Source organism: Polynucleobacter sp. 86C-FISCH (assembly GCF_018882415.1).
Lineage (GTDB): Bacteria > Pseudomonadota > Gammaproteobacteria > Burkholderiales > Burkholderiaceae > Polynucleobacter.
The window spans coordinates 22,804-40,781 of record NZ_JACVOL010000001.1 but is presented as its reverse complement, the minus strand read 5'-3'; the positions used below and the strand labels follow the sequence as shown (position 1 = coordinate 40,781).

General features: G+C 44.6%; 16 protein-coding genes and 1 tRNA gene. 13 read left to right on the top strand and 4 right to left on the bottom strand.

Annotated features, from left to right (window positions below):
• Window positions 1-11 precede the first annotated feature (11 nt).
• Window positions 12-566: a hypothetical protein gene (locus tag ICN10_RS00220; RefSeq protein WP_216211091.1), complete on the top strand. Its 555-nt coding sequence runs from the start codon at window positions 12-14 to the stop codon at window positions 564-566.
• A gap of 3 nt (window positions 567-569) precedes the next feature.
• On the opposite strand, the gene ICN10_RS00215 is transcribed toward ICN10_RS00220, so the two are convergent.
• Window positions 570-1,955 (bottom strand): phosphomannomutase/phosphoglucomutase, encoded by a 1,386-nt coding sequence (locus ICN10_RS00215; RefSeq protein ID WP_216215069.1) that lies wholly within the window; start codon window positions 1,953-1,955, stop codon window positions 570-572.
• Window positions 1,956-1,998: 43 nt separating this feature from the next.
• The gene (gene pgi, locus ICN10_RS00210) at window positions 1,999-3,489 is read right to left on the bottom strand and encodes a glucose-6-phosphate isomerase (protein WP_216211088.1); all 1,491 of its coding nucleotides are present in this window, start codon (window positions 3,487-3,489) and stop codon (window positions 1,999-2,001) included.
• A gap of 113 nt (window positions 3,490-3,602) precedes the next feature.
• Here pgi and ICN10_RS00205 point away from each other — a divergent pair, with 113 nt between their 5' ends.
• The gene (locus ICN10_RS00205) at window positions 3,603-4,739 is read left to right on the top strand and encodes an NAD(P)/FAD-dependent oxidoreductase (RefSeq protein WP_216211085.1); all 1,137 of its coding nucleotides are present in this window, start codon (window positions 3,603-3,605) and stop codon (window positions 4,737-4,739) included.
• Window positions 4,740-4,773: 34 nt separating this feature from the next.
• Window positions 4,774-4,863, top strand: a tRNA-Ser gene (locus tag ICN10_RS00200).
• A gap of 97 nt (window positions 4,864-4,960) precedes the next feature.
• Here ICN10_RS00200 and ICN10_RS00195 read toward each other — a convergent pair.
• Together ICN10_RS00195 and ICN10_RS00190 are read right to left on the bottom strand one after the other, a co-directional pair.
• The gene (locus ICN10_RS00195; protein WP_216211082.1) at window positions 4,961-5,278 is read right to left on the bottom strand and encodes a hypothetical protein; all 318 of its coding nucleotides are present in this window, start codon (window positions 5,276-5,278) and stop codon (window positions 4,961-4,963) included.
• A 60-nt stretch (window positions 5,279-5,338) separates the two neighbouring features.
• On the bottom strand, window positions 5,339-5,548 hold the full coding sequence (locus ICN10_RS00190) for an AlpA family transcriptional regulator (RefSeq protein ID WP_216211079.1): 210 nt from the start codon (window positions 5,546-5,548) through the stop codon (window positions 5,339-5,341).
• 552 nt (window positions 5,549-6,100) lie between these two features.
• On the opposite strand from ICN10_RS00190, the gene ICN10_RS00185 reads away from it, so the two are divergent.
• The 10 genes from ICN10_RS00185 to ICN10_RS00140 all read left to right on the top strand — a co-directional run bounded on the left by ICN10_RS00185 (window position 6,101) and on the right by ICN10_RS00140 (window position 17,647).
• Entirely contained in the window at window positions 6,101-7,024 is a 924-nt protein-coding gene (locus ICN10_RS00185) for a YdaU family protein (RefSeq protein WP_216211075.1), read from the top strand.
• Window positions 7,014-7,247, top strand: coding sequence for a hypothetical protein (locus tag ICN10_RS00180; RefSeq protein WP_216211071.1), 234 nt, complete (start codon window positions 7,014-7,016; stop codon window positions 7,245-7,247). The genes ICN10_RS00185 and ICN10_RS00180 overlap by 11 nt, the downstream gene beginning before the upstream one ends.
• Window positions 7,240-7,701 carry a hypothetical protein gene (locus tag ICN10_RS00175; RefSeq protein ID WP_216211069.1) on the top strand — a complete coding sequence of 154 codons (462 nt, stop codon included), beginning with the start codon at window positions 7,240-7,242 and terminating at the stop codon, window positions 7,699-7,701. Before ICN10_RS00180 ends, ICN10_RS00175 begins: the two co-directional genes overlap by 8 nt.
• Before the next feature lie 3 nt (window positions 7,702-7,704).
• Window positions 7,705-9,021, top strand: coding sequence for a terminase family protein (locus ICN10_RS00170; RefSeq protein ID WP_216211066.1), 1,317 nt, complete (start codon window positions 7,705-7,707; stop codon window positions 9,019-9,021).
• A 168-nt stretch (window positions 9,022-9,189) separates the two neighbouring features.
• A complete protein-coding gene (locus tag ICN10_RS00165) occupies window positions 9,190-10,464 on the top strand; it encodes an SIR2 family protein (RefSeq protein WP_255536770.1) in 1,275 nt (424 codons plus the stop codon).
• Entirely contained in the window at window positions 10,461-12,140 is a 1,680-nt protein-coding gene (locus ICN10_RS00160; RefSeq protein WP_216211063.1) for an ATP-binding protein, read from the top strand. The genes ICN10_RS00165 and ICN10_RS00160 overlap by 4 nt, the downstream gene beginning before the upstream one ends.
• A gap of 87 nt (window positions 12,141-12,227) precedes the next feature.
• On the top strand, window positions 12,228-12,644 hold the full coding sequence (locus ICN10_RS00155; RefSeq protein WP_216211060.1) for a hypothetical protein: 417 nt from the start codon (window positions 12,228-12,230) through the stop codon (window positions 12,642-12,644).
• Between the two features lie 36 nt (window positions 12,645-12,680).
• Window positions 12,681-14,642 (top strand): hypothetical protein, encoded by a 1,962-nt coding sequence (locus tag ICN10_RS00150; protein WP_216211058.1) that lies wholly within the window; start codon window positions 12,681-12,683, stop codon window positions 14,640-14,642.
• The gene (locus ICN10_RS00145) at window positions 14,623-15,837 is read left to right on the top strand and encodes a hypothetical protein (protein WP_216211056.1); all 1,215 of its coding nucleotides are present in this window, start codon (window positions 14,623-14,625) and stop codon (window positions 15,835-15,837) included. Before ICN10_RS00150 ends, ICN10_RS00145 begins: the two co-directional genes overlap by 20 nt.
• Before the next feature lie 340 nt (window positions 15,838-16,177).
• Window positions 16,178-17,647 (top strand): Fic family protein, encoded by a 1,470-nt coding sequence (locus ICN10_RS00140; protein ID WP_216211053.1) that lies wholly within the window; start codon window positions 16,178-16,180, stop codon window positions 17,645-17,647.
• The last annotated feature ends 331 nt before the right edge of the window (window positions 17,648-17,978 follow it).

Genomic DNA, 17,978 nt, shown 5'->3' with positions numbered 1-17,978 from the left:
AACTGCGGCTTATGACTATCAAGCAATTTAATGCCACCTACCTAGCGAACGATGATCGCTTGCTCTTTCGCTTTAATACTAGCGAAGACACCGAGTTTCGTTTTTGGTTTACCCGTCGCGTAACGCTATTTATCCTGGCAGCAACCTCTCATCTATTGGTAAAGAATCTAGAGCAATCCCATACGCCAGAAGCTGCAAAAGCCATTGCCCAGTTTGGTGAAGAAGCGGTAAAAAAGGAGCGGGAGCAGCGAGAGGCAGTCAAGCCTGAGACTTATCAGCCTGCAAGCGCCTATCCTTTAGGTGCAGATCCTGTATTGGTGATGGACGTCAAATGCGCTTTCGAGAAGCAGGATGCTGAAGACATGTTGTCATTGGATCTGGTGCTTCCAGGCGGAGCTAACATCAATCTCAAAATGGCTGGACCTACATTGCAAGCAATGTGTTTATTGCTCAATCAATTGCGTGAGCACGCTGCTTGGGGTGAGGTGCCCCAAGTTCAAGAAGTGGCTACTACTGAAAAAGAGCTTGAAAAGGCTAAGAAGCCTCAAAAGCCCTTAATGCATTAAGTATTAGAACGGCAACTTAGCATCCGGCTTAGCAGCCAACAATACAGCCTTAAACTCCGCCTGAATACGGGCAATTGCCTCTTCGCTGTCTGCTTCAAAGCGCATCACGACTACTGGAGTCGTATTTGAAGGTCTAGCCAAACCAAAGCCATCGGCATATTCAACGCGCACACCATCGATCGTATTAATCGATTCAGAAGTAGGGAACTTGGCATTCGCCTTAATGGTTTCCAATAAGGTAAATGGTTCGCCTTCAGTGCAGGCTAATTGCAATTCTGGTGTACAGATCGCATTTGGTAAGTCATTGAGTGTTTGATTGGGATCTTTCTCTTTCGAGAGAATCTCTAATAAACGTGCGCCGGTATAGAGGCCATCGTCAAAGCCAAACCAACGGTCTTTAAAGAAGATATGACCAGACATTTCACCTGCGAGTGGAGCACCAGTTTCTTTAAGCTTGGCTTTAACTAGAGAGTGACCCGTTTTCCACATCAAAGGCTCGCCACCATGCTGTTTCACATAAGTTGCGAGATTGCGGGTGCACTTAACGTCATAAATAATCTGGCCGCCAGGATTGCGTGAGAGTACATCTTTAGCAAACAGCATCATTTGACGGTCCGGGAAGATCACCTGACCATCTTTAGTAACTACACCCAAGCGATCGGCATCGCCATCAAAGGCAAGACCTAATTCATTATCTGTAGTCTGTAAATTCTTGATGAGATCTTGTAGGTTTTCAATATGCGCAGGGTCTGGATGGTGATTCGGAAAATGACCATCTACTTCGCAAAATAGTTCTTGTACTTCGCAGCCCAAAGCTCTGAAGAGCTTGCCTGCGAAGGCACCACCAACACCATTGCCACAGTCGACAGCAATCTTGATAGGGCGGGCTAGTTTCACATCTCCCACAATGCGCTCTAAGTACATTGGGAATATATCAAACTCGCTTCTGCTGCCTTGACCGGTAGCGAATTTCTTCGCCTCAATGCGTTTACGCAGCGCCTGAATTTGATCGCCGTAAATTGCTGCGCCACCCAGAACCATCTTGAAGCCGTTGTAGTTAGGTGGGTTATGGCTGCCAGTAATCATGATGCCGGATTTAGGTTTCTTGCCATTAAGTGTTTGGTCGGCGCCAAAGTACACCATTGGTGTAGCAACCATTCCTAAGTCAATCACATTAATGCCGGTAGATAACAAGCCTTCAGTCAATGCTTCAATCAAGCTAGGACCTGATAGACGACCATCGCGACCAATCACAATTTCTGTTTCACCTAGTTCACACATCTCGGTGCCAAATGCTTGACCAATCAATTTGGCAATCGATGGATCTAAAGTTTCATCAATAATGCCGCGGATGTCATAAGCTTTGAAAATGGATGGAGAGAGTTGCATGAGCGTTCTTTCGATGTCTAGGCTAAGGCTAGAACTAATAAAGCTATTGATTAAATAAGTTAATACGGGCGGCAGTGACTTCATCAATGCCAGCATTGGCTTGAACAGTGCCATCATTCTTCAGGGCAGCTTCAATTGGCTTGGCCAATACTTTGCCAAGCTCAACACCAGGTTGGTCAAAGCTATTGATATTCCATAGGGCGCCAAGTGCAGCAGTGCGATTCTCATAAAGCGCTAAGAGTGCGCCTAAGTAGAAGGCGTTGAGCTTAGGCAGGATCAGCAAGTTGCTAGGACGCTTACCTGGGTAGGTATTGTTTGGGTTATCAGTCTTCTTGCCATTTGCCAAAGCTTGCGCTTGCGCTAAGCAATTCGAGAGCAGGATGCGGTGATGCGCTTTTGCCTCAGGCAAATTACTCATCGGTTCACGTACCGCAATGAAATCAATCGGAATAATTTCTGTACCTTGGTGCAATAACTGGAAGTAGGAGTGCTGCGCATTGCTGCCTGAACTACCAAAAACAACTGGACAAGAAAATTTCACAGGCTTGCCATCACGATCGACACTTTTGCCATTGCTTTCCATATCAAGCTGTTGCAACCACTTCGGAAACCAATCTAAAGCGTCTGCATAAGGAATGACAGCGTATGACTTGATATTGTGTTTCTCTTGCTGATACAGCAAGCTAAGCGCCATGATGACAGGCAAATTTTCTTCAAGAGGGGAAGTCTTAAAGTGCTGATCAATAGCTTGCGCACCCAATAAGAATTCTTTAAAAGTATCAAAGCCGTATTGCAAGGCGATCGGTAGGCCAACTGCGGACCAAACAGAGTAACGCCCGCCAACCCAATCCCAGAATGGGTAGATGTGATCTTGATCAACACCAAACTCTTCAGCTGCGGGCACATTGGCTGTAACAGCAAAGAGTGATTTACCAATTTGACTATCGGTAAGATCATTATTCTTAAGCCACTTCACCACTGCCTTGGCATTCATAGTGGTCTCAAGCGTCGTAAATGACTTGGAGACAATCATGACTTTAGTGCTGTGTGGTAAAGCGCGTTGCAAAATGCGATTGAGTTCTGCTGTGTCGATATTGGCTAAGAAATGCATGCGCATCCCGCGGCTATCAATGTCGGGAACATGAGCTAAAGCTTCTATTGCTAGACGTGGACCAAAATCAGATCCGCCAATACCGATATGAATGACATCGGTTACTCCAACCCATTTATTGCATAAAGCCTCAATGCGATGCCAAACTTCTGCAACGTCTGGCATGACATCTTTGCCATTTACCAAAACAGGGGATTTATCCAGATTGCGTAAGGCCGAGTGCAGGGCGGGGCGATCCTCTGAGTTATTGACCGCTTTACCTGCAAAAAGATCGGCAATAAATTGCTCTAATTTGGCGTCTTTAGCCTGCTGAAACAGGGATTTCCAGCCAGCCTCATCAATACCCTGATAGGCGCTATCTAAAACGATGCCGTTGGTTTGATGGAGGGGGTGCGAGCTCTTTGCAGCGGGATTTAAAGACATCTATGAATTTTATCAATAACTGACTCTCAAAACCCCCAAAAACCACCTTAAACCACTGAAAATGTTACGATTTCACCATGAATATAAGCAAATTTAGACGCAGGATCGGGTAAATGGACCGAGTTGACTGTGTCGTTATTGGGGCCGGGGTCATTGGCCTGGCTGTTGCCAGGGAGATGGCTCTTCAAGGCAGAGAAACGATTTTGCTCGAGCGGGAAAGTGCTTTTGGCACGATTAGTAGCGCCCGCAATAGCGAAGTCATCCATGCTGGTATTTATTACCCCAAGGATTCCCTAAAGGCGAAGTTATGCGTAGAGGGTAATCGTATGCTCTACGAGTACTGTCGCACCCATCACGTTGCTACTCAACCGTACGGCAAACTGATCGTAGCTAGCGATGATTCTCAATTAGATGATCTTCAGGCAATTCTATATAAAGCACAACAAAACAACGTCCCAGAAATCAAAATGATTACTGGTGAGCAAGCAAATTCTATGGAGCCTGAGCTCCAATGTTCTGCTGCCGTACTTTCAGCCTCAACCGGTATTGTTGATAGCCATGGTTTCATGCTGTCCTTGCTTGGTGGCTTTGAAGATGCTGGTGGCATGATCGCCTATCAATCTCCGCTGATCAGCGCTAGGCCAATAGGATCAAACGCTCAAGACGGATTTGAATTGGAAATCGGTGGCGCAGACGGCATGAAGATTCAGACAAAGCTTCTGATTAATTGTGCCGGCATGAGCGCGCCAGCGATTGCGAAAAAAATTGAAGGTCTTGCACAAGAGCAAATTCCGAAAGCGTATTTTGCTAAAGGCAATTATTTTTCTCTTTCAGGTAAATCACCGTTTAAGCATTTGATTTATCCCATTCCAGAACCCGGTGGACTAGGAGTGCATCTCACTTTAGATATGGGTGGTCAGGCTAAATTTGGGCCTGATGTTGAATGGTTAGAAATCGACGAAGAGAATCAAATCGATTACACGGTAAATCCAAAGCGGGGCGATGGCTTCTATGCAGCAGTCAGAAAGTATTGGCCAGGTCTCAAAGACAATGCTTTACAACCAGATTATTCGGGGGTGAGGGCAAAAATAGTCCCACCCAACACCCTTGCAGGTGACTTTTGCTTCAATACACCCAAGGATCATGGTCTAGAAGGGCTCTTTAATCTATATGGCTTTGAGTCCCCAGGATTAACCTCCAGCCTAGCCATTGCCAAGTATTTAGAGGGTCAAATCAAAAGTTCTCTATAATCTAGCACTTGAATTAACCGTGATTCACACTAATGGAAGAGTGGCAGAGCGGTTGAATGCACCAGTCTTGAAAACTGGCGAGGATGAAAGTCCTCCGTGAGTTCGAATCTCACCTCTTCCGCCATATACGACAGCAGAGCCCCCAACCATGGGGCTCTATGTTTTTGGGGCTCTTCTACCCACCACTCTACCCACCACCAAAACCGAGTCTCAATCCAGATCTAGATGGATTGCTGTGGGCTTGATATCTCAGCGCAACGCTGGGTAAGGTATTCGTAGACATCAAAATTGGCTAGATTCTGAGTGCCACTAATGACTGGCACATCACCGTAACTCAGAAAGGCGTGCGCCAGCACTTCGGGTTCAATATAGCGATTGATTGGTGCGCGCAGGAAGTCGTCAACTACTTTTTTGCAAACTTCAATAGCGTCACTTAGCTCTGAGAATTCCCCGGCATGTACCCAAGGGTTTTGAGTATTCACTCCATAGTCACTGTAGACATCAACGCTAAATGTTTTGGGTTGATTAATGCTACTCATAGTTATCTCCTGAAATTGATTTGCCATGGCTCAAGATTAACCTCAGGAGATAGCCATTTTTCAATTGGTGGATTGACCGCTCCTTTCTCGAATAAATGCCTGAACCTGTTCAATCGTCCAAAAAGACGACCTACCAATTTTGATCGGCTTTGGAAATTCACCTTTCTGCACCATGAGCCAAAACTTCGATTTAGAAACTGGCATCACCTTCAATATTTGAGGAATTCTCATTAGAGTAATTGGTGGGATTTGTGGGATTGATTGACTCATCACCATCTCCTTAGCGGGCGCGCTTTAAGTTTTTGCGATAGGCCTGCAAGGCCATCTTTGCGGAACTCATTTTTGTGTATCCATAAGATCGATACAAGCCATACAAACGAAATGCCACCATTTAATTTAATCTCCTATTGTGTTTTGTTATGAATCAATCTGTGTGCTGCTGAAGTGCAATGTAGTCAATGAAATTTTGGTGGTCAATCAAATGTCAATACCCACTTTGAAGACGCATATTAATTTTTGACTACAAAAAAATATTTATTCATAGAAGTAACACAAGCCATATAAATAAATAGCTACAGCCTTGTCAGAACATTCTGATAGCGCAAAGAGGTTGGTGGACAACCTTAGATCAATAAACACTTCAGATAAAGAAATTCATTCCCACAAATATCTCAAACATGGATTACAGAGAAATGATGAATAAATAAATTAAAGAAAAATTCAGAAAAAACGCGTTTGACGATACGCTTTCCGATTGTTAGATTCATCGCTTGCAAAAAAATATTGCACGCAAGAAAAAGAACAACACGGAGACAGATTGAGATGAATTACTACGAGCATCACATTGGAGATTACGCAGAGGCGACCGCGCATCTTACATTCATAGAGGATGCAACCTACAGCCGCCTCATTCGAAAGTGCTACGCCACAGAAAAACCGTTACCTATCGAAATCAAACTAGTTCAAAGATTGATCAACGCACGATCAAAAGAAGAAAAAAATGCAGTTGTCTCCGTCCTCAATGAATTTTTTACTCTCACTGATAAAGGCTGGAGACAAGAGCGCTGTGATCACGAGATAGCCCGCTTCAAAGACAAGCAACTTAAAGCCAGGCGTAGCGCAGAAGGCAGGTGGCAATCATTTCCATCTGACGAATCTCAGCCAGAAATCATCCCAAATATTGGATGCGTTCGCAATGCGACCGCAATGCGAACGCATTGCTCACCAGAAACCAAACACCAGTCACCAGTAACCAATCTCCATACACCAGGCAAACAAAACAATGGGGGTGAAAAGGAAAAAATTCCCCAAGAACCACCCATACCCACAGACGAAGAAAAAGTTTTTCAGGAGCGCATCGAAAAATATAAAAGCTTTGCAGCCATGATCAGTAAAGAGGGTAGAGCCATTGCCGTAGACGACTACCGCATACGAGACATCGTCAATCTCGGGGTAACGGAAGCCGAGGTAGCAGAAGCTATCGCTATAGCCAAGGAAACCCGCATGAAGGTCTCAAACCCAACCCCCATCAATGCAGGCTATGTTTTAGCCATCCTCAAGGGGGCGCGCAAGAAGGTGGAAGCAGCTAGCGTAGAAGAAGACGCCTGGTGGAAAACCAACGAAGGCATAGATACCAAGGGTAGAGAGCTTGCAATGAAGGCCCAAGGCTCTGAAAGCTACGACTCCTTCAAAACTCGAATCTTTGCCGAATTACGTAAACGCCAGGAGGCATCCAATGCAAACTAATCAAGCCATTGCGGGCGTCATTGATCGCCTAGACATGGAAGACTTTCCCATTGGATCAAAGGTAAAAACTCCTAGTGGGCGCGTAGGCACCGTGGTCAAACATCGCGGAGCTCAAAGCCGGCATGACTTATTCCAAAGAATTATCATCGAGTTTGATGAACCTCTTGGGGATTCGGTAGCGCTGCAACCCCATCTTTTACGGTTGATCAAAACCCATGATTGAAAACAATCAAAAGAAATCAAAGAAACCAGCACTAAGCAAAAGCAAGGGAGGGGCAAGGCCTGGAGCTGGCCGCAAGGAGGGCAGTCTAACCAAGCGTACCCGTGAGATTGCTGAGGTAGCTGCTGCCCAGGGCATTACGCCCCTGGAGGTCATGATGAGCACGATGATGGCGCTCTACAAAGAGGCGGGTAATTACAGTCGTGATCATCATGACCATGGTGATAAGGCTAACGAGCATGATGATGGTCATACCGCCATGATCACGGAGAATCGCATCAAGTTACTGAACATGGCCGCAACTATTGCCAGGCATGCTGCCCCGTATGTGCATCCACGTCTATCCGCAATAGAGCACACCGGTAAAGATGGTGCACCTCTACAAAGTGGGGTCTTGGTGGTACCTAGTGCCATGAGCATAGATGAGTGGGAGCAAGCCGCCCAAGCAAAGCACTAGTCCATGAAAACCATCTGGGCACCATTGCCCGGTAGTCAGACTTTGTTTCTGACTTGCCCAGTGTATGAGGTATTGCTAGAGGGCACCCGAGGTGGGGGTAAGACGGATACCTTGCTCATGAGTTATGCCCAACATGTAGGCAGAGGTTTTGGAGAACACTGGCGCGGAACTCTCTTTCGCCTGACTTATCCCCAATTGGCTGACGTAGTAGCCAAGAGTAAACGCTGGTTCTATCAAATCTTCCCAGGCGCTAAGTTCAATGAATCAGACTATGTCTGGAGGTGGCCAACAGGAGAGATGCTGTACTTTCGATATGGCGCCAATGAGGACGACTATTGGAATTACCATGGCCATGAATATCCCTGGCTTGGATTTGAAGAGCTCACCAACTGGCGCAACCTCTCTTTCTACGAAGCAATGCATTCCACTTGTAGGTCATCTCATCCCGGTATGCCAAGGATGGTGCGAGCTACTTGTAATCCATTTGGAGTGGGGCACGCGTCCGTAAAGGCGCGATTTCAGATTGGAGACATTCCTGCTGGGCAGATCATTAGGCAGGAGGGCGCGTTACCCAGAGTACGAATTCATTCGACGATTTATGAGAACGCCCATCTATTAAAAAACGACCCCAACTACCTGATGAGCCTAGAGTCACTAAGTGATCCAAACAGACGTAGAGCCTGGTTAGAGGGTGATTGGGATATCCACGTGGGAAGTTTCTTGGAAGGAGTATGGCAGCCTTCTAAACACGTTGTAGAACCCTTTGCCATTCCACCAACCTGGAAGGTTTGGCGATCGATGGATTGGGGATATGCAAGGCCATATGCCGTCTATTGGTTCGCACTATCCAATGATGGAGTCTATTACTTGTGGAGAGAGCTCTATGGATATGGGGATAAAGAAAACACCGGCACAAGAGAGGATGCAACGGTAGTGGCCGAGAAGATCAAAAAGATAGAAATTCATGACCAACGCCTTGGCTATGAATATCGCATGAACCTAGCTGACCCATCCATCTTTTCCAAAATAGGGGCAGAGAGATCCATTGGCCAGATCTTTAGGGATAAAGGGGTCAAGTGGACCGAGGCCTATAACGCTTCCAGAAGCAGAGTAAACGGAGCCCAAGAAATCATCCGACTACTAGCTGAGGATAGACTTAAGATCTTCTCAACCTGTAAGCATTGGTTAAGAACCATCCCTCAATTACCACCAGATTCATTAAACCCAGAAGATGTGGATACTGATGCGGAGGATCATGCTTGGGATGCCACTAGATATGGGGTAATGCGAGCAAGAGGGGCGCCAAATCTTGTGAATTAAAAATTATTAAATTAGCGCTTGGGATGTAATATTAATTAATCGATATGAGTATATTCTAATAATTAGAATCTTAATTCATTTGCCATTAAAAGAAGAGTGCGGCGTATTAGTATCTTAGTGACAAATCGTAATGTATGCTCAATGCTAAATGATCCCAAAGGAATTATCATGAAAATTCGATCTGCAGGAACTAATAATGCGTGGATATCCGAAAAAAATATTAATACATTAAATATTGAAGATCGAGATTTAGACGGTGATATGGCGGCTGAAAAAATTCAACGCGTATTATCGGAAATCATACGCTGTCAAAATCTAGTTGTTTTATCTGGACTCGGAACCTCTTTGTGCGTCATGGAGGGTGAGGATCGATTAAAAAGAAGAGCGCCAACAATGCCAGACCTATGGAAACGCGTTAGATTGGCTTATGACCCAGATAATAAAGGTCCATGGGAGAAGTTGCTTGAGTTAGTTCGACATGAGAATAGTAATGAAAATATCGAGGAATTATTGTCTGAATGCAAGGTAGCTGAAAATTTTCTACGCGATAAGGATTTAAAGATTCTTCAGAATTTTATTGAATTGGCTGAAAAAGAAATTCGCTCTGCAGTAAATTTTTTAAATCAGACTGACGCTCTTCCAATTCACGGCGCATTTCTTCAGCGCATTGCTAGGCGATCCACTGGCAAGGGGCGCGCCAAAATATTTACTACAAACTATGATTTATGTTTTGAGCATGCCGCCAAAAATGGGCGGTTTGTTGTAATTGATGGATTTTCTCCAACATTGCCGCCCACCTTTGATCCTGTTTACTTTACGTACGATATTGTCAGGCGGAGTTCTGATGGAGACGCTTCAGCTTTTATTCCCAATGTATTCCAGCTCTATAAATTGCATGGGTCTATTGATTGGGAGAGGAGTGGGGGTGAGATTGAGAAAAAATACAATACAAGCAAACCTCTGCTAATTTATCCTCGCAGTAGCAAATATGAGCAGGCATTCTCGCAACCCTACTTAGAAATGATGGCGGCTTTTCAGACTTCTTTGAGAGAGCCAAATACTGGGCTACTCATTGTAGGGTTTGGCTTTAATGATAATCACATTGCAGAACCAATTATGTCTGCAATTAGATCAAATCTTGGTTTAAAAGTGGTGATTGTTGATCCATCACTTGTTAAAAGTATTGATGTCCACAAGTATGTTCAAGATGGTGGCAGCTTAGATGATGTTGATGATGATGAGCTTTTATCTGATCAAGGTTCAGCAAGAAAAAATCCATTTTTAAATAAAATTCTTCAAATGATAGATCAAGGTGATGCTAGATTAACTCTACTAAACGGCACCTTTGAGGATATTTCTAAAGGTATTCCAGATATGGCAGCGGAAACGGATCTAGAGAAGCACATGATAAGGATGAGAGCTATTGATGGTGATTTGCTATGAGTAAATTGCCAATTGCGCCCTTTGATCCTGCTCGCTATATTGGGACGGTCTGTCAAGTTGGCCCTGTTACAGTAAGGGTTAATTTGCCTTACGCTGCCTCTCCTATTTCAGATCATCATGCAGGCTATCAAATGCTAGCTGGTCAGGTTGGCGAATTTATTTTAATAGAGGGGGAGGAGCATGCCATTATTGGGCGAATTATAGAAGTAAAGCTACCAGATCAAGATAGGTTGCTGGTGGAGCCCACTGCAGATATTAATGGACAAGCAAATCCGATTGGATTAATACAGCTTTTAACATCCCTTAATCTTTCTACGGGGCTTGTAGTCAATGGAATACCAGCTCACCCTCGCATAGCCCAGCAAATATTTTCAGCGCATCCATTGCTAATTAAACATGCGGTTGAGCAAGGTTTCGGGCGTACGCAAAACATTAAACTCGGCTTCCTTCCAAATTCTCTAAATATGGTTGTCTCTCTCTCGCCTGAAGCGCTTGTTGGGCGACATTGCGCTGTTTTGGGTGCAACTGGTGGGGGCAAGAGTTGGACTGTCGCCAGGTTGATTGAGGAGATTGCTAGGCTTGGTGGTAAGGCGATCGTTTTCGATGCGACAGGTGAATTTGGTGGACTGGGAGAAGGTGTTAGGCATGTTTATCTAGGAGGCAATCCGGTTGATCAGCACGATTCTCGAGAATTTGTCGGCTATCCGTACCAGTATTTATCAGAGGCAGACCTCTTTGTTTTATTTAATCCAACTGCCGCATCACAAGCGCCAAAATTACGTGAAGCCCTAAAAAGCCTAAAGTTGGTTGCATTAAACGATGCTGTTGCTACTGACGGATATTTAATAAAAACCAATAGAGACAAGCCGCCCATTGAGAGCGAATTAAAAAAATATGCGCATGCTATTGAGTCTGAAGGCGCTGACTTTGACATCAATAATTTGCCGGGTCAAATTGAATATGAATGCGTAAAAAGCTTTGGCGCAAAATGGGGGGGTTGTGACGAGCAGGTATTGGGATATTGCTCAACATTAATTGCAAAGATCAATGTCACATTAAAGTCGCCATATATGGACTGCATCTTTAGTGCAAAAAATACACAACCTTTGCCGGAGGTGATTTCAAGTTTTTTGCATTCCAAAGATTCAATTCTGAGAATTTCAATGGAGGATCTCCCATTTGAGCACAACACTAGGGAGATAGTTACCAATGCAATTGGACGATATCTCTTGAAAGAGGCTCGATCGGGTAAGTTTGAAGAAAATCCAGCAGTAGTAATCCTGGACGAGGCACATCAATTTCTTGATAAATCCTTGGGCGATGAATATAACAAGATTTCTCTAGAATCGTTTGGACTTATAGCAAAAGAGGGTCGTAAATATGGATTGACTACAGTACTTGCAACCCAACGGCCCAGAGATATTCCTGAAGATGTTCTCAGTCAGATGGGTATGTTTATAGTTCATCGATTAATTAATGAGAAAGATCGTCAGATTGTAGAGAGAGCCTGCGGCAATATGGACGCATCCGCCGCTGCATTTCTACCGACATTGGGGCAGGGTGAGGCAATTCTTGTCGGCATAGGATCACCAATGCCATTACCCATTCAAATCATCCCCCCTTATGCAGCACCAAAATCTGACGGACCTCAATATAAGACATACTGGGGTCGGTAAAGGTGCTTTAAATGAGGTTCTTCGTCACCTTGCTAAATATCTACGATAACCTTTTCCGTCCCTGTTAATGCTAGCCCATACATTTAATTGCCCTTCCAGTGGTCATGCAATGTTGAAGATGCACAAGAAAATAATGCCCACCAAGAATTTTTAGATATAACCGGCTCCGATATTGACTTTTTCTCATATGAGCAAGAACTCTATAAAAGAGCGCTTGGATCAGAAAGGGTCAAAGTAGCCTTTAAGGAAGAGCTCAGAAAAGGATGGGTAGCGAAGTCAATGAAGTCATCAATGATTAATTCTTTTTGGAAAGAAGTTTATATGGATCAGGGATATGCATACCAAAACTACTGCAATATTTCGATCGAAATATCGAACCAAGTCTTTGGACAAAATGATAAATTTGGAGTTACCAAAGTGGAGATGATTTTATTTGGCATCGCTGATGGTGATATCGTTGGCGAAATGCTGGACGCCCATATGGCAAGGATTTATTTTAAATAAATCCTTGGTGTACCTTTTTGAATCTATAAATAGGATGTGCCTCAAGACTCAAAAGCCCTCCAACAAAAATGGACCGCCCGCATTATTCATGCGCGCGCTCACTGGGCAACATTTCATAAGCGCGTAAGTCACAACCGCAATACCGTAGCTGGCTTTAATTGGAATGCAGATCCCACTGGTAAAGACTTCTACAGCCTAAGAGCTAACCTTATACATGGCACTATCTCTGCGGTACTTCCCAACGTCTACGCTCGCAATCCAGAAATCTCCACAACCCCGACTCACTCGGGTGCGGATATCAAGCTCTTTTGTAAAACACTTGAGAAGGTTACCAATAGAGCGCTAGAACATGCCCAGCTCAAGAATCGAGCCAAGTCCACCGTAAGGGCAGCGCTTACTTGTAGCTTCGGAATTCTCAAAGTGATGTATCAAAGAGATCCAAGCAAGGATTCCTATATCCAGGGTCGCATCAATGATGCCCAAGAAAACCTGCTGGCTATAGAGGAGCTAGCTCGAGACTTCCAAGAGGATGGCCAACGTCATCATCATGATGCCAAGAGGGCAGAGTTAGAAGAGCTCATCAAGTCGCTTCAGGAGCAGTCAGAAGTCCAATCGGCCGAAGGATTGGTAATCGATAGAGTCCTTACAGAAAATCTCCTCATCGATCCATCTATCTGCGAGTTCTGGGATTACACCGATGCAGATTGGATCTGCCAAATCATCCCGATGAAGCGTGGCCAAGCAGAGGCTCTCTATAAAAAGAACTTAGCCAGTGCCAAGATCTACCAACCAGGCCAAGGTGAGCCATCCCATAAGAAAGCCAAACGCCTAGCCTCAATGCAAATGAATGCTGGTTCAGGCTTAGTGACTGATGATCAGCAAATAGCTGTCCTGGAGATCTGGGACAGAACTACCCAACGGGTATATACGATGGTGGAGGGCGCAACAGAATGGCTTCGCGAACCTTACTCCCCACCAAGGGCAGGAGAGCGCTGGTACCCATTCTTCTTATTGCCTTACCAAGTGGTTGATGGTCAATTCGTAGGTCCAAGTCTAGTAGATTTGACGGAGCGTCTTCAGGACGAACATAACGAAGCGAGGGATCGGTTCAATCAACATCGAGACCTCTGCATACCGGGGTGGGTCGCATCGGCTGATATTAACGAGAAGACAATCAAAAAGCACTCAGATTCAAGATTCGGTGAAATCACCATTGTCGATACCGAAGGCAAGCCCCTAAACCAAGTCATCATTCCTAGGGGTCACCCCAAGATCGACCCAATTGTGTATGACACCAGCGCAGTGCGTTATGACTGGGAGCAAGTTACAGGTCTTCAAGATGCTGCGCGCTCTACGGTAGTCAGGCCCAAGACAGCAACCGAAGCCAATATCTTACAAAGAGCCTTATCAGGGCGCGTATTTGAATTCAAAGACCAGATAGAAGATTGGCTACAAGAGATTGCCCAATACAGCGCCCAAGTACTTTTGCAAGAGCTCACTAAAGAACAGGTGGAGCGCTACATGGGGCCACCAAGCAATAAGACCACCATGATCAATGGCGAACTAGTCATGACTATAGAGAAAACCTACGACTGGCCAGAGCTCACTAAAGACCGAATCTTTGACATGGTCGATCTACGCATAAGAGCAGGTACTACCGGCGCTCCAGATGGCATAGACGATAAAGAGAGTTGGCTAAAGATTCTACCCATGATTACGAATCTATCAATTCAGATACAAAACCTACAAGCCAGAGGAATGGATTACGAGCATATCCGTAATCTCCTACAAGAGACTCTCTTGCGATATGACGATCGTATCGATTCAAATCTATTTATACCGAATGTGGAAAAGCAGGTGGATGGCTGGTCACGCGATGACGACCCAAATTTAGGAATGAATTGGCTTCCTGAACGAAGGCAAAAGACAAACGCTGAAATGAATTACGGCAGCAACTTATTAAAAGAGGAGACAGGCAATGACGCAAGTAGCAAATGAAGTGGAAGGCTTTAAGTCGGAGGTTCTATCCAAGGGTGGTTCAATTCAAAGAGTACAGGATAGAGAAGCCAAGAAAGAGCGTGAGCGACTTGAAAAAGAAGTTTATGAAAAGCACGCCGCCGAGAGCACCGCAAGGCGTAATAAGGCAAGGGAAGAGCGCGCGCTTGAATTGATGGCGCAAGCAAAGGCAAGGCAGGCAGAAGCTCAATTGGATAAGGAGCGTAGCGCTCAGATTAGCGCTCAAATACAACAAACACAAAAGGCAGAACGTAAGAGCCAGAGTCGGAGCCAAGCAGCCAACTTACTAGATGATCTAAGTAAGACCCCCAATGCATCTCTTGCCAAGCTATCTGAGGATATTGATGAGGGCGAAGTATTAGAAGAGGAGTCAGAAGCTCTAGAGCCCGAGTCTATATTTACACCCGTTAAGGGCGAAGTGCATGTGCCGTCCTTTATGCCTACTTCAGCAGATAAGGCGCCACCACAAGCCCATGACCTAGGTGAAATATTGCCCGCACCAGTCGCTATTACCGTCGATACACTTCCGAAAACAGGGATTCAAGCTAAGACAGCTGAAGATGTAATTAAGCGGGCTTTGAACCCTGGACTCACGGGTGTGGGTCCCGATGCCGCGCCTAGTGTTAATAAGGAAACCTCTGGTGGTATCAAATCAAAGCGAGGGTGTGAGCGTATTCAGAAAATGATTAACGAAAAACGTGATCTAGAAAAGCAGGTTGTTGATTTGCAATCTATGGTGGCCACACTTCAGGATGCGGTTCGTAAATACGAAATAGAAAACAAGTTTGTGGGTAATGTGATGACTCTCGCCAATAGCCAGAAAAAGCCTTCTGAATTGGTATCCGAAGCAAAGCTGCAAATGCTCAAGTTCTTAAATACCCGTTCAGATGAAATCGACCACACCGATAAGGCCATCTGTTTTAACAAGTACATGTCAGACCCTTTCTACATGCAAGTCTTCGTGCAAAACAACCAACCAGAGCAGTGGCAGACCATGATTGAGTCTATTTATGAGGCGATTGGAAGGCCCGAACCTAGTTTTGCGAGTGTCAAACCTATTGCAATCCATTACCCTCAACCGATTCGGGCGCGAACTTCAACATTAGGGGCGCCATTGGCTAGTGCAGGCAATCCTATGGATCGGATTGCGCAACACTTAGGCAATATGGGAATTTAAGGTGTTTTTTTGACATGTCGCCCCTAATAGGTGACATGTCAATAAAGCTGCATATTTCGCCTAAATTGTCCAGGAATGTCAATAAAACTGCTAATAATCGCAGTTATTGTCAATAAATCCGCCTATTTCAAGTGAATTTAGCTTTTGAAGCTAGTTAGCAAAAAACATTCAAACTGCTATTTTGTAAGAAAAAGTGAGGATATGTTTAAAAATGTAGGAATCTATTGAAATATTTAAGAAAAAGTGTGTAAATATGTGTAATCGTAAGAAAAAGTGTGTATATGTAAGAAAAAGTGTGGGAAAATAGCTATTCGAACGAAAAGTGGGGCTTGAGGGAAATATGGGCGATATAGGCTATTCACAGGTAAAAAGTCAGCTTGATCTCAGTGCTTTTGATCCACTTGTACCTGCACGCCTTGCCTCGGTAACCAGTGTAACGCCCACCCAGGGGGCATTGTTTATACCTGCAAAGGTCGCCCCCAAAGATGATCGCCCACTAAGCCACCTGTTGTTTGCGCTAAAGCATGAAGGAGTTAATCTCCAATTGTTATCGCAGGCCTTAAGAAAAATCCCAGCCAAAGAGATGCTGGCCGCAATTAGCGAATCGCCAACAGGCGTTTACATTCGTGCGGCTTGTTTTTTGTGGGAAGCCTTTAATAAGCAAGAGTTAAAGGGCGCGCCAGTAATTACGGGGCCAATGGTTAATTTATTTGACCCCAAAAAATACATTACAGGACCAAGCATACGCAATGCCAAATGGCGAGTTAACTTCAATGGCTTGGGTTCTTTGGATTACTGCGTAACCGTTGAGCGAACCACATGTATTAATAGCCTGCTTGAATCTAATATCCTCCAGAAAGCAAATGAATTTCTATCAGAGCTAGGTGGGGCCGCATCCGATAGGGCAATGTCTTGGGCTTATTTAAGTGAGACCAAAAGTTCTTTTGAAATTGAACATGAGACACCGAGCGCTACGAAAGCAGAGGTATTTGTAGAGCTACTTAAAAAAGCCCATCTGACTACTCAATTGGATGAAGAGTACTTAGTTGGCTTACAAAATACCGCTATTACCAATCTTTTGGATAGAGCAGTTAACTATCGCCATCAACAAAACTGGTTGAGCAGCCCATTACGTGGTGCTGCTGGCGTAACCTATATTCCACCGCCACCCGAAATCGTTAATGACTTGATGAAGGGCTTGGTAGATTTTGCCAATACTGCACCAAAGCAGATCGATCCTTTAATTGCTGCTGCGATTGTTTCCTTTGGATTTGTTTTTATCCATCCATTTATGGATGGCAATGGACGCTTATCTCGATTCTTATTTCATCATGCGTTGTGCCAGTCTGGCTTGCTGCATAGGGGCTTACTGCTGCCAGTATCCATTGCGATGAAGCGCAATGAAGACGCATACCTAGCTGCTCTAAAGAGTTTTTCTGAGCCTGCTCGCAAGCGCTGGGAAGTCATTTGGATTGATGGCGATGAATATAAAATGACATTCAAATCAGATGATTCCTTATATCGTTATTGGAATGCCACTGCCTGTGTTGAGTTTGGATTGGAGATGGCCAAGCAGGCGCTAGAAAAAGACTTAAGAGAAGAGACTGAATTCTTAGCAAAGTACGACCTCATTTACCGCGCTATTGATGGGCAGTACGACATCAGAGGCAAAGATCTCAATTCATTAATTCTGGTCTGCATGGAGCAAAACGGAAAACTATCGGCTAACCGCCGTAAGAAATTTGCTGCAACAGTACCTGAAGAAATATTTGATGCAATTGAAGCTGAATATACAAAGGTAGTAGGCTGATTCAAAAATCCCCAGAGTAATTCCGTCAAGGGCACCCCAAAGGGGTGGCTTGCGCACCCTTGATGGCCACGACCGAAGAAACGCTCTTTTATGCCCAAGGTGGCGCAATGACACATTGGGCATAAAGACTCATGGCGAGTTAATGAAGTGACCTCAGAATAAAAAAACTGCACCAACTAACAAAGTATTCATTGGTGCTGCTATGACGTGATAGGTAGTTCAAATCCATCATCCTGAAAAGTCCATCGACTTATTTGTAGTAATTACTATTAATTAGTAATGCACAAAAATAGAACGCAATGTTCGCTAAGGGTTTTTCCAAAAATGCCAA